Source organism: Paenibacillus sp. MAH-35 (genome assembly GCF_058135425.1).
Window position 1 is genome coordinate 331,957 of record NZ_JBYUPU010000001.1, and the last position, 12,542, is coordinate 344,498.

The 12,542-nt window shown below is 54.4% G+C and carries 11 protein-coding genes; 10 read left to right on the plus strand and 1 reads right to left on the minus strand.

All coding sequences use genetic code 11. The features are described from left to right. Positions 1–17 precede the first annotated feature (17 nt). From clpP to ispG, 3 genes are all read left to right on the plus strand, one after another. Positions 18–644 (plus strand): ATP-dependent Clp endopeptidase proteolytic subunit ClpP, encoded by a 627-nt coding sequence (clpP, locus tag AC3Y2E_RS01365; protein WP_317891138.1) that lies wholly within the window; start codon positions 18–20, stop codon positions 642–644. Positions 645–655: 11 nt separating this feature from the next. Continuing rightward, positions 656–1,927: an ATP-dependent protease ATP-binding subunit ClpX gene (gene clpX, locus AC3Y2E_RS01370; protein WP_379206365.1), complete on the plus strand. Its 1,272-nt coding sequence runs from the start codon at positions 656–658 to the stop codon at positions 1,925–1,927. Positions 1,928–2,031: 104 nt separating this feature from the next. Beyond that, positions 2,032–3,129 carry a flavodoxin-dependent (E)-4-hydroxy-3-methylbut-2-enyl-diphosphate synthase gene (ispG, locus tag AC3Y2E_RS01375; RefSeq protein WP_379206367.1) on the plus strand — a complete coding sequence of 366 codons (1,098 nt, stop codon included), beginning with the start codon at positions 2,032–2,034 and terminating at the stop codon, positions 3,127–3,129. Between the two features lie 119 nt (positions 3,130–3,248). On the opposite strand, the gene AC3Y2E_RS01380 is transcribed toward ispG, so the two are convergent. Then, complete coding sequence (locus AC3Y2E_RS01380) at positions 3,249–3,947, minus strand: N-acetylmuramoyl-L-alanine amidase family protein (RefSeq protein ID WP_379206370.1); 699 nt, start codon at positions 3,945–3,947, stop codon at positions 3,249–3,251. Positions 3,948–4,203: 256 nt separating this feature from the next. Here AC3Y2E_RS01380 and lonB point away from each other — a divergent pair, with 256 nt between their 5' ends. From lonB to AC3Y2E_RS01415, 7 genes are all read left to right on the plus strand, one after another. Continuing rightward, positions 4,204–5,907, plus strand: a complete 1,704-nt coding sequence (gene lonB / locus AC3Y2E_RS01385; protein ID WP_332073500.1) for an ATP-dependent protease LonB — start codon at positions 4,204–4,206, stop codon at positions 5,905–5,907. Between the two features lie 266 nt (positions 5,908–6,173). Continuing rightward, complete coding sequence (gene lon, locus AC3Y2E_RS01390; RefSeq protein ID WP_379206373.1) at positions 6,174–8,510, plus strand: endopeptidase La; 2,337 nt, start codon at positions 6,174–6,176, stop codon at positions 8,508–8,510. 19 nt (positions 8,511–8,529) lie between these two features. After that, positions 8,530–9,153: a ribosome biogenesis GTP-binding protein YihA/YsxC gene (gene yihA / locus AC3Y2E_RS01395; RefSeq protein WP_379206375.1), complete on the plus strand. Its 624-nt coding sequence runs from the start codon at positions 8,530–8,532 to the stop codon at positions 9,151–9,153. A gap of 410 nt (positions 9,154–9,563) precedes the next feature. Then, positions 9,564–10,157: a non-ribosomal peptide synthetase module gene (locus AC3Y2E_RS01400; protein ID WP_379206377.1), complete on the plus strand. Its 594-nt coding sequence runs from the start codon at positions 9,564–9,566 to the stop codon at positions 10,155–10,157. A 337-nt stretch (positions 10,158–10,494) separates the two neighbouring features. Continuing rightward, positions 10,495–11,013, plus strand: a complete 519-nt coding sequence (locus AC3Y2E_RS01405; RefSeq protein WP_379206380.1) for a zinc ribbon domain-containing protein — start codon at positions 10,495–10,497, stop codon at positions 11,011–11,013. Between the two features lie 321 nt (positions 11,014–11,334). After that, positions 11,335–11,736 carry an adenosylmethionine decarboxylase gene (gene speD / locus AC3Y2E_RS01410; RefSeq protein WP_190924551.1) on the plus strand — a complete coding sequence of 134 codons (402 nt, stop codon included), beginning with the start codon at positions 11,335–11,337 and terminating at the stop codon, positions 11,734–11,736. 240 nt (positions 11,737–11,976) lie between these two features. Further along, positions 11,977–12,513: a hypothetical protein gene (locus AC3Y2E_RS01415; RefSeq protein WP_379206383.1), complete on the plus strand. Its 537-nt coding sequence runs from the start codon at positions 11,977–11,979 to the stop codon at positions 12,511–12,513. The last annotated feature ends 29 nt before the right edge of the window (positions 12,514–12,542 follow it).

A 12,542-nucleotide genomic window follows, 5' to 3' on the forward strand; every position in this document is an offset into this window, starting at 1 on the left:
GCCGCAAACGTGATACAATGAATGCAGCTTACAAAAGAAATGAGGGAAACAATATGGGCCTGATTCCTATGGTGGTTGAGCAGGAAAGCCGGGGCGAGCGTTCGTACGACATCTACTCGCGCCTTCTGAAGGACCGCATCATTTTTTTGGGCAGTGCGATCGACGACGACGTGGCGAATCTGGTTATCGCCCAACTGTTGTTTTTGGCCGCCCAAGATTCCGAGAAAGACATCAGCCTCTATATCAACTCGCCTGGGGGCTCGGTTACAGCCGGCTTAGGCATTTATGATACGATGCAGTATATCCAGCCTGATGTTTCCACCATTTGCGTCGGCATGGCAGCCAGCATGGGTTCATTGCTGCTGACCGCAGGCGCGAAAGGCAAACGTTTTGCGCTTCCCAACAGCGAAGTGATGATTCACCAGCCGCTAGGCGGCGTTCGGGGACAGGCGGCCGATATTAAGATTCATGCCGACTGGATCTTGAAGACGAAGCACAAGCTGAATGAAATATACGTGCACCATACCGGCCAGCCGTACGACAAAATCGAGCGGGATACGGACCGGGACAACTTCATGAGTGCGGGGCAAGCCGTCGAGTACGGGCTCATCGACAAGGTGATAACTCATATTAATCAGCAATAGGAGGTGATCCTATGTTTAAATTCAATGACGAAAAAGGTCAGCTGAAATGTTCGTTTTGCGGCAAATCCCAAGACCAGGTTCGCAAACTTGTAGCCGGTCCTGGCGTATATATTTGCGACGAATGCATCGAGCTTTGCACCGAGATCGTTGAAGAAGAACTGGGCAGCGAAGAAGAACTGGAACTGAAGGACGTACCGAAGCCAAAAGACATCCGCTCGATTCTCGATCAATATGTCATTGGTCAGGAACAAGCGAAGAAGTCGCTTTCGGTTGCCGTTTACAACCATTACAAACGGATCAATTCGCAAAGCAAGCTGGAAGACGTCGAACTTCAGAAGAGCAATATCGTCCTGATCGGTCCGACGGGCAGCGGGAAAACGCTTCTGGCGCAGACGCTCGCCAAAATTTTGAACGTTCCGTTCGCTATAGCGGACGCAACTTCGCTTACGGAAGCCGGCTATGTCGGCGAAGACGTAGAGAACATCTTGCTGAAACTGATTCAAGCGGCCGACTACGACGTCGAGAAGGCCGAAAAAGGGATCATCTATATCGACGAGATCGATAAAGTGGCGCGCAAGTCCGAGAATCCTTCGATTACCCGCGACGTTTCGGGTGAAGGCGTTCAGCAGGCGCTCCTCAAAATATTGGAAGGAACGGTCGCATCGGTTCCTCCCCAAGGCGGACGCAAACATCCCCATCAAGAGTTCATCCAGATCGATACGACGAACATTCTGTTTATTTGCGGCGGAGCTTTCGACGGGATCGAACAGATCATCAAACGCCGGATCGGCAAAAAAGTGATCGGCTTCAGCAGCGAAGGTCACAAAACCGATCTGAAGCCGGGCGAATATTTGTCGCTCGTGCTGCCTGAGGATCTGCTGAAGTTCGGACTCATTCCTGAGTTCGTGGGCCGTCTGCCTGTGATCTCCACATTGGAGCCTCTGGACGAGTCCGCGCTCGTGCGGATTTTGACGGAACCCAAAAATGCGCTTGTCAAGCAGTACCAGAAGCTGCTCGAGATGGATAACGTTGCCCTCGAGTTTAATCCGGAAGCGCTCGACGCGATTGCTAAGGAAGCAATCAAGCGTAATACAGGAGCACGGGGACTGCGAGCGATCATCGAGGGAATTATGCTCGATGTGATGTTCGAGGTGCCTTCCCGCGACGACGTCATCAACTGTGTCGTTACGAAGGAAGTCGTCATGGACAAAATCTCGCCCGAGCTCAAAACGAAGGACGGCAAATCCGTTGCCGCCAAAAACAAAAAAGAAGAAAGCGCGTAAGCGCCTGTACCAATACGAACCGGCTTCCTCCAATCCGTTCGGAGTCCTTGATGTGGGCTCCGGACCGGAGCGGGGGATGTTTGGCATCATGGGGAGTGACGGCTATGTATCATCGTACCGAAACGAGGCCTGTCCGAGTCGGCGATCTGACGATCGGGGGAAGCAATGAAGTCATCATGCAGAGCATGTGTACGACCAAAACGGCGGACGTCAAAGCGACGGTAGCCGAAATACTCCGCCTGGAAGAGGCCGGCTGTCAAATTGTCCGGGTTACCGTCAACAATAAGGAAGCTGCCGATGCGATCAAAGAAATCAAAAAACAGATTCACATTCCGCTCGTTGCGGACATTCACTTCGACCATCGGTTAGCTCTGGCGGCTATCCAAAACGGCATCGACAAAGTGCGGATTAATCCCGGCAATATCGGCCGCCGAGAGAAGGTGGAGGAGGTCGTCAAGGCGTGCAAAGAACGCGGAATCCCGATCCGTATCGGCGTTAACGCGGGCTCGCTGGAGAAGCATCTGCTCGAAAAGTACGGGTATCCAACTCCCGATGCGATGGTGGAGAGCGCCCTTTTTCATATAGGAATACTGGAAGAACTTGATTTCCATGACATTATCGTATCTTTAAAAGCATCGGACGTGCCGATGGCCATCGCCGCTTATTCGAAGGCGGCGGAGAAGTTCAATTATCCGCTTCATCTCGGTATTACCGAGGCGGGGACCCTGTTCTCGGGCGCTGTCAAAAGCGCGGCGGGGATCGGAACGCTGCTGCATCTCGGACTCGGTTCGACCGTCCGGATCTCGTTAAGCGCAGACCCGGTGGAAGAGATCAAGGTAGCCCGTGATTTGTTGAAAACGTTCGGGCTTATTACGAATGCCGCGACGTTAATTTCATGTCCGACATGCGGCCGGCTGGACATCGATTTGTTCTCGGTAGCCAACGAAGTGGAGAGTTATATCGAGAAGCTGAAAGTTCCGATCAAAGTATCGGTGCTGGGCTGCGCCGTTAACGGCCCCGGCGAAGCGAAGGAAGCCGATATCGGAATCGCCGGAGCGCGCGGAGAAGGGATGTTGTTCCGGTACGGAGAGATGATCCGGAAAGTGCCGGAAGCCGAGCTTGTGAATGAACTGAAAAAAGAAATCGACCACATCGTGGCCGAATTCGAACGTACGGGGGAAATTCCGGGACGGCGTCATTGATCCGGTTCGGCTGCCTGATAACGATCAACTTGGACAAGCCGTAACGACAGGCTGAACTGTCGGGTGAAGTCTCCTTCATACCGATTGCTTGGTAATTTGCAGTCATGATGCAATTGACTTTAGTGGTCCACATAAAACACGAGCAGATAATCCAAAATGGCGGAGGCGATAGCCTCAGCTATTTTTTTTTGCCCTTCTGTCCGGGTCAGCATCGCACGGTCGGATTCGTTGCTGATGTAGCCCATCTCGATGATAACGGCCGGGGTTTGCGTCCGTTTGAGCAGATAGAAGGTTTTGCCTACGTAAGGCACCTCTTTCGTTCCGTAAAGCTCGTTAAGGCGGCCTGCGAGCAGATGAGCGGCTATGTAGCTGGGCTGGTTGAACTGATACAGCAAGCCGGGCCCCCGTGCGCTCGAATGCCGGGCCCAGTTCGTATGCAGGCTGACGGTCAGCTTGGGCTTCAACGCGTCGATGAGCAGCTTGCGCTGGGCCAGATCGCGAAGATGTCGGGAACGTGAGCCGAGCCAGTCGTTGTCGTCGCTAAGAGCGTAGTCGGTAGTCCGATTCAGGGCGACCTGCAGTCCGGAGGCGCGCAATTTTTCGTACAACTGCTTGGCTACGAGCAGGTTCAGATGTTTCTCCAGCAGATCGCCGTGAGAAGTGCCTCCATCGATTCCGCCGTGCCCGACGTCGATAAGCACATCCACCTCAGAGATCGATTGAGGGATGGCTTGTACCGCAGCGTGAACAGGTCCGGTGTGCAGAAGACATAATAAGACGGCCATCAGGGCGCAGACGAACGGGTAACGTTTGTTCATAGCCTTCCTTCCATTTCGTTGCAGTATGGTGATCAGCTTGGTCTGGTATGTGTAGGGTGACTCAAACAAATTATTCTCATTCGCCGATTAACGGATCGGGCAGAGGGGAATACTACCATGTATGCGATAAAAAACGAAGCTGCGGCAGTTGATGTCGGTTTTGGAGGGCTTACGAAGACAGCTTTTTCTCCGAAAAAGCTCAGCAACGCTTACGAAGACAGCTTTTTCTCCGAAAAAGCTTTTAGGAGGGGTAACCATGAGTTTAAGCATCATTCTGATGATCATCCAGGTGTTTTTCGCCATCGTGATCGGGCTGTATTTCTGGAACTTGCTGCGCAACCAGCAAACGAACCGGACCGCCGTCGACCGGGAATCCCGGAAAGAAATGGATAAGCTGCGCAAGCTTCGCTCCGTCTCGCTGACGAAGCCGCTTGCGGAGAAGACGCGCCCGACGGCACTCGGCGACATTATCGGTCAAAAGGAGGGGCTGCGCGCGCTTAAGGCGGCTCTGTGCGGTCCGAATCCGCAACACGTCCTCATATACGGTCCTCCCGGAGTAGGCAAAACGGCAGCGGCGCGGGTCATTCTCGAGGAAGCGAAAAAAAACGCCTCGTCCCCGTTCCGGTTTGACGCCAAGTTTGTGGAAATGGATGCGACTACGGCGAGGTTTGACGAGCGGGGCATCGCCGACCCGTTGATCGGATCGGTCCACGATCCGATTTATCAGGGCGCCGGAGCGATGGGCGTGGCGGGTATTCCGCAGCCGAAAGCGGGAGCCGTTACGAAAGCGCATGGCGGAATGTTGTTTATCGACGAGATCGGTGAATTGCATCCGATACAAATGAATAAATTATTAAAAGTGCTGGAAGACCGCAAAGTGTTTTTGGAAAGCGCGTATTACAATTCGGAGGATATGAACATTCCGAGCTACATCCATGACATTTTTCAAAACGGTCTGCCCGCCGACTTCCGGCTGGTCGGAGCGACGACGCGGACGCCTCAGGAAATTCCGCCGGCGATCCGGTCGCGCTGTATGGAAATCTTTTTCCGTCCGCTTCTGCCCGATGAGATCGGTCAAATCGCGCGCAACGCGGTATTGAAGATCGGACTGAAAGAGACGCCGTCCGCCATCGAAGTCGTGCAGAAATATGCGACCAATGGCCGCGAAGCCGTCAATATTATCCAACTGGCCGCAGGCATCGCGATGACCGAGCAGCGGAGCGAGCTGACGGCGGCGGATGTGGAATGGGTCGTGAACAGCAGCCAGCTGACGCCCCGTCCGGAGAAGAAGATTCCGCCTGAACCGCAAATCGGCTTCGTGAACGGTCTTGCCGTATACGGTCCGAATATGGGGACGCTGCTGGAAATCGAAGTGACGTCGCTGCCGGCCTCCAAGCCCAAAGGCGGTACGTTTACGATCACAGGGGTAGTCGACGAGGAAGAGATGGGCGGGGGTTCCAAGACGCTTCGCCGCAAAAGCATGGCGCGCGGCTCGATCGAGAACGTGCTGACCGTCCTCCGCCGATTGGGGATGCGTCCGGACGACTACGATCTGCATATCAATTTCCCGGGAGGCATCCCGATCGACGGTCCCTCGGCCGGCGTGTCGATGGCGACTGCGATCGCTTCCGCAATCCATCAGATCCCGGTTGACAACAAAATTGCGATGACCGGCGAAGTGAGCATTCACGGCAAAGTGAAGCCGGTAGGCGGTGTCGTCGCCAAGGTGGAGGCGGCTTTCCAGGCAGGCGCGACCAAGGTCATCATTCCGAAGGAAAACTGGCAGGAAATTTTCGCGGGCTTAAACGGGCTGCAGGTGCTTGCCGTCGATACGGTCGATGAAGTGCTTCAGCATGCGCTCGGCATTCGCAGCGAGGATGCTTCGTTCGGCGTGCCGAACGGGACGGACGTACTGATCGCTTCGCCGCTTCCGTACTTGCAGGCCAGACCCGAATCATAATTCAGGCGCGCTGCTATTCAGACGGCGTTGGACCTGCTATAGGGAATCGATGCCGCTCCGGGCGTCGCTTCCAAAAGTATCGCTTTGCCGTATCCCGGTTTCGCCAGAAGCTCGTGGGTGCGGCAAATTGGTGTTTTTATCTAGGTTTTGATAAAATGATGAACAAGTAATGAACACTGATGTGGAAAGAAAGCAATAAGCTTGTGAACACTCGCCCCTCGCGATCGTCCGGGGGAGCTCCATAAAGTTTCTGGAGGTGCAGAGCATTGGGACTGAACAAAGCGAAAGTGCGCCGCTTGCCCCTTCTACCGCTGCGTAGCCTAATTGTATATCCGAGCATGGTTCTGCCTCTGGACGTCGGCCGCGAAAAATCGGTTAAGGCGCTGGAGCAGGCGATGGTAGACGACGAAATGATACTCCTCTGTTCGCAGTCGGAGATTAACATTGAAGAACCGCAAAAGGACGACATTTACCAGATCGGGACGATCTCCAAAGTGCGGCAAATGCTCAAGCTGCCGAACGGGACGATCCGCGTGCTGGTGGAGGGCGTCGTCCGCGCCGAGATCGTGGAATACGTATCCAACACGGATTATTACGAAGTGACCGTGAAGGAGCTGCCGGAGCAGGAAACGACCGATCCCGAGATCGATGCGCTTATGAGAACGGTGCGTAACCAGTTCGAGCATTACATCAACCTGTCCAAAAAAGTAACGCCGGAGACGCTCGCCGCCATTTCCGACATTCACGAGCCCGGCCGGCTGGCCGACGTCATTACGAGTCACCTGCCCCTGAAAATTAAAGACAAGCAGGAAATTCTCGAAACGGTGGAAGTGCGGGAGCGGCTGGAAAAGCTGCTCAATTTTTTGAGCAACGAGCGCGAAGTGCTGGAGCTGGAACGGAAAATTAACCAGCGCGTCAAAAAGCAGATGGAAAAGACGCAAAAGGAATATTATTTGCGCGAACAGATGAAGGCGATCCAGAAGGAGCTCGGCGAGAAGGAAGGCCGCGCGGGGGAAGCCGAGGAACTGCGTTCCCAGCTTGAGGAAGCCGGAGTGCCGGAGAAGGTCCGGGAGAAAATCGACAAAGAGATCGACCGGCTGGAGAAAATGCCGGCGACCTCGGCGGAAGGGGCGGTTATCCGCAACTACGTCGATTGGCTTCTGGCCCTCCCGTGGTCCAAACGGACCGAGGACGACCTCGACATCAACAAAGCGGAGGACGTCCTGAACGAGGATCACTACGGTCTGGAGAAGCCGAAGGAGCGGGTGCTCGAATATTTGGCGGTCCAACAGCTCGTACAGAAGATGAAAGGACCGATCCTCTGTCTGGTCGGCCCTCCGGGTGTCGGCAAAACGTCGATCGCCCGTTCCATCGCGCGTTCGCTGAACCGCAACTTCATCCGGATCTCGCTCGGCGGCGTGCGCGACGAGGCGGAGATCCGCGGTCACCGCCGTACGTACGTAGGCGCGATGCCGGGCCGGATTATTCAAGGGCTTAAAAACGCCGGAAGCAACAATCCGGTCATGCTGCTCGACGAAATTGACAAGATGTCGATGGATTTCCGGGGCGATCCCGCTTCCGCCTTGCTGGAAGTGCTCGATCCCGAGCAAAACGGCACTTTTAGCGATCATTATATCGAGCTGCCTTTCGATTTATCGAACGTCATGTTCGTCACGACGGCCAACGCCGTCCACAATATTCCGCGACCGCTGCTCGACCGGATGGAGATGCTGTACATTCCGGGATATACCGAGCTGGAGAAGCTGCAGATCGGCATCCGGTATCTTTTGCCGAAGCAGATCAAAGATCACGGGCTGACCGAGGATCAGGTGAAGATCGGCGAAGAGACGCTGATGAAGGTGGTCCGCGAATATACGCGGGAAGCCGGCGTCCGTAACCTCGAGCAGCAGATCGCCACACTTTGCCGCAAATCGGCCAAGGAGATCGTATCCGGGGAGAAGACGGCGATCGAGATTACGCCGGACAACTTGAAGGACTATCTTGGACCGGCGAAATTCCGCGTGAATCTGGCGGATCAGAACGATCAGGTCGGGGCGGTCAACGGGCTCGCCTGGACGGAAGTGGGCGGCGATACGCTCGTCATCGAGGTGACGGTTATGCCGGGCAGCGGTAAGCTGACCTTAACCGGCAAGCTGGGCGACGTCATGAAGGAGTCGGCGCAGGCCGCCTTCAGCTATACGCGCTCCAAGGCCGAGCAGCTTTCGATTGCCCCTGATTTTCATGAGAAAAACGATATTCATATCCATATTCCCGAAGGCGCGATTCCGAAAGACGGCCCTTCGGCGGGCATCACGATGGCAACTGCGCTGATCTCGGCACTGACGAACATTCCGGTATCCAAATCGGTTGCGATGACCGGAGAGATCACGCTGCGCGGTCGTGTGTTGCCGATCGGAGGACTGAAGGAAAAGTCGTTGGCCGCCCATCGCGCCGGGGTCAAAAAAATATTGCTTCCGAAAGACAACGAGAAAGATTTGCAGGACATTCCGGAGACCGTCCGCAATGAGCTGACGTTCGTTCCGGTTCACCATATGGACCAGGTACTGGAGCACGCGCTCGTCAGACCGGTGTCGATCGGGTGACGGGAGAGGGGAAACAACGGTGAACGTAACACAAGCGGAATTCGTCATCAGCGCGGTCGGACCGGCGCAATACCCGGAGGACGGGTTGCCGGAGATCGCGCTGGCCGGGCGGTCCAACGTAGGGAAATCATCACTGATCAACAAGATGATCCAGCGCAAAAATTTGGCCAGAACGAGCTCGCAGCCCGGTAAAACGCAAACGCTCAACTTCTACAAAATCAACGCGGAGCTGTATTTCGTCGACCTCCCCGGGTACGGGTATGCCAAAGTATCCCGTACCCAGCGGGAGCAGTGGGGGAAATTTATCGAGCAGTATTTGCTCCAGCGGGACCGGCTGCGCCTGCTGCTGCTGCTCGTAGACGCCCGTCATCCACCTACCCGCGATGATGTGAGCATGTACGACTGGCTCACGCATTTCAGCATTCCGGTATGCGTAGTGGCGACCAAAGCGGACAAAATACCGCGGAGCCAGTGGCAGAAGCACGTGAAGCAGGTGAAAGAAACGCTGTTCATGCGCGGCAGCGACCCGCTCGTCTTGTTTTCGTCCGAGACCGGACTCGGCAAAGATGAGCTGTGGGCGATCATTTCGCAGCATACGGAAGTGGGACAGCCTGCTCCCAAAGCGGCACCTGAAGCGGACTGACATCAGTCCGCTTTGTTCGGGTCCGCAGGAGTCGCCGGCACATCATCCTCAGCCCGATCGGGGCTTTCCCGTAGGAGAACGGGTTAACTGCGATTCGGCGAGCAAACGCCCGTCAGAGGGGCTGAAGGACCGGGTGAAGACGGCTCGCTCAGCAATCCAAAGTTTCTACGGACTGCTGCGGGATTTCGAGAAGTTTGGGGAAAAAACCGAGAGATCGGTGCGACTGGCGGTAATTCTTCCGGTTCGCAGCCGATTTTTCTGAATTTTGCTTGTTTTCAGCGAAAAAAAAGCAGGAATAATGATTCACGATATAGTATAATAAATTAAGGTAAGAGCAAGAATCAGCGGATTTTCGAAATCAGAAAGCGCATCAGGTTCACGGGTTTAAAAAATAGAATCGAGGGATTTTTATGGCTCAGCGGTTAGCGACGGAATATGTCAAAACCTGCTTGACTTTATCGGAAGCCGAAATGATCCAGTTTATCAAGTTGTTTGACGTACAGGATGTTCAATTGGAAGTTCAGGTGCAAGTAACGGAGAACGGCAGTCAGGAGATCGTACTCAGAGACGATTCCGGCGAAGAAGTTAGTCTCACGTTCGAACGCCGTCAGGGCAAGTATGTGTGTGAAGGCTCATGCCGTGTCAGCAATCCGAAGCTGTCCAACCTGATTCGCAAGGCGGTGTCGCAGTTCAAGGGTGATGCGATCGTCAACCGGATTTACCCTGCCTTCACGATGAAATACGTCTACAAAAGAGGCTCAGTCGTACAAATATCCGAAATTGCATCCGGTAAACATAAGCTAGTCTACGAATACAAGGACACGGTAGGCCAACTGGAACGATTGTACCGCCAGCAAAATGTGGAACGTCAAATCTCCAGCGTATATTCCCAAATCGATCAATTGCTAGACGAACGGAACCGTTCAGACAGCGCATCCGGCCAGCGGAGCGTGGACGAACAATTGGCGCGGCTCGCGCACAAACTGTTCGAATTGGAAGCATAACCGAACCCTAACTTGGAAAGCAAAGAGCCGCAAGGCTCTTTTTTTGTTGATTGAGCAGAAAATATATCGTGGGATCAGTCCCAGATATCGGTAAAACGACAGCGTCAAAAGACGCCAGCAGGCGTTTATCCTTGCTTGCGGTGCGACAGCAACACGACTTGCGGCGAGCGGCTCAACCATACGCTCAGGCAACGTAGGTTCCTTCCGCGTTCGGGCGTGCATATGCTGAGGAGCTGCAAGACAAATGATTTTGCGGCAGCCGGACAAAAAATTCGAAACTCGGGCGTATCCTGTATCGTATAACAGTTTTAACGACGCTTATGAAGGGGGAACGGACATGAAGTGGCTGGATTTGCTTAAGGAAGGGGCTTCCCGTGCCGCAGACAAGGCTCAGCGAACGGTGGAAATCACACGGACGGCCGCCAATATAGCAGGCAAGCGAAAGCAGATCCGCAGCCTTCATGGCGGGATGGGCGCGGCGGTGTACGAGGCTTACAGAGAAGGCGACTTTACCGCAGCCGCTCCGGAGGTCGTCCGCATCTCGGCGCTGATCGAGTCGCTGGAGAGGGAGATCGGCGCACTGGAGCTGGAGCTGCAGCGGCTGAACAAGGAGAAGACATGCGCCTGCGGCAAGGTGGTGCCGTACGGAGCTAGATTTTGTCCGGATTGCGGCAAACGGTTCGAGACCGCCCCCGAGATGATCGAAGAAGCCGTGGAGGTGGAAGCGACCCTGCGCTGCGTCCGCTGCGACACGGAGCTTGATTTCGGCGACCGGTTTTGTTTGCGGTGCGGCTCCGATCAGACCGAGGACGCGCAGGTCCGGGACCCGAACCCCGATGCACAGCCGAAGCGATAAATGACGCCGGTGTACAAGGCATCGGAAATAGGTTCCAAAAACGGCTTTTCCGCAAGTGTATCGAGGCACCAACCGCTCTCGGCCAACATACTGTGACTACGGGAATAAAGCGGGGAGGAGCCCAACTTGTTCCTTAACAAAAAAAACTATTGCATTTCTGGGCAATAGATGTTATTTTTATTCTCGTTGAAAACAATATAGGAACCAGGATTCACTCAGGACATGTAATGTTTCGAGAGATTATTCCCTCGAGAAGTGAATGACGTAGGTCCTAGCGGATGAAATCCAACAATTTTATTCCTAGGAAGGGGGAACCGAAAGATGGAATACTCGACTTTCGGAAGACACGTTGCTGTTGATACTTGGGGAGCTGACTTTGGCAAGCTGAACAATGCTGAGTGGCTTCAAGCGCAAATGGTAGAAGCTGCTGAGGTGTGCGGCGCAACCGTTTTGTCGGTTCAGTCCAAGCAGTTCGAGCCTCAAGGGGCAACCGTGCTGGTTTTGCTTTCAGAGAGCCACATCTCGATCCACACGTATCCTGAGAAAGGATTCGCGGCCCTCGATTGTTATACGTGCGGGGAAACCGTCGATCCGCAGGCGGCTATCGACTATCTGGTTTCCGTACTGAAGCCTGAGCGCACTTATGCTAAGAAATTGATTCGCGGTCTCGGTGAGATGACAGTAGAATCCCCGGTCATGAATCAGGCAGCTTTGGTCAAATAACGGAACGGTCAGTACCAACATTTATTGAATAGAGAACAGACGATAACCATGGGAAACCATGGTTATTTGTTTTTTACCGGACTATTGCGCGGTTACTAGGTTCGTCATACGCCGGTGGATCACGCGCCGCGCCTCGGATGGTTAACGAAGGGGGAGACAACCAAAGCCAAGGGCAAACGGCGGATTCCGGGGATTTTTTTGAAGTTCGTCCCATACAATGGAACGGGAAGGATGGTGCGTATGGGACGAAGAGCCGGATGGAGAAAGTTTGGGGTATGGGTCGTACTGTTTGTGCTGATCGTATGGCCGGTATACCGGATATACGGGTATTTCACGCAGCATGAAGCCTCTTACGATGCTTCGCTGTTGTTGTACCAGGTATCCCAGTTTCAGGTGGAGCTGCTGAACAGCTCGTTGTCGGAGGCCGATAAGGCCGGCATGACGAACGAACTGGATTCGTTGCGGCTGACCGCTTTTTCGGCCGGTTATACGCACGAGCGGCTCGTGCTGGCGCTGGGGCAATCGAAGCTGACGAAACTCGCCTCGATCGAGCAGCTCGTTCAGTTCGTTACCCGCCTGCAGATCGGAGGAGACCGGGCACTGAAGCAGGAGGAGCGGGATACGTTCGGCAAAGCGTCGCTCCTTTTTAAGCAAATGTACGAAGTGTACGGGAAGCTGCTGACTAGCGGCGGCAGAACGGTATCGTCACAAAACGACAAGCTGGCGGGGCTCGACAAGGAATTGGAGGAGCTGCTCAGAAAACGTCTGCTGCGATAGGCGGACGACAGCCGTATACCGGAACGTTT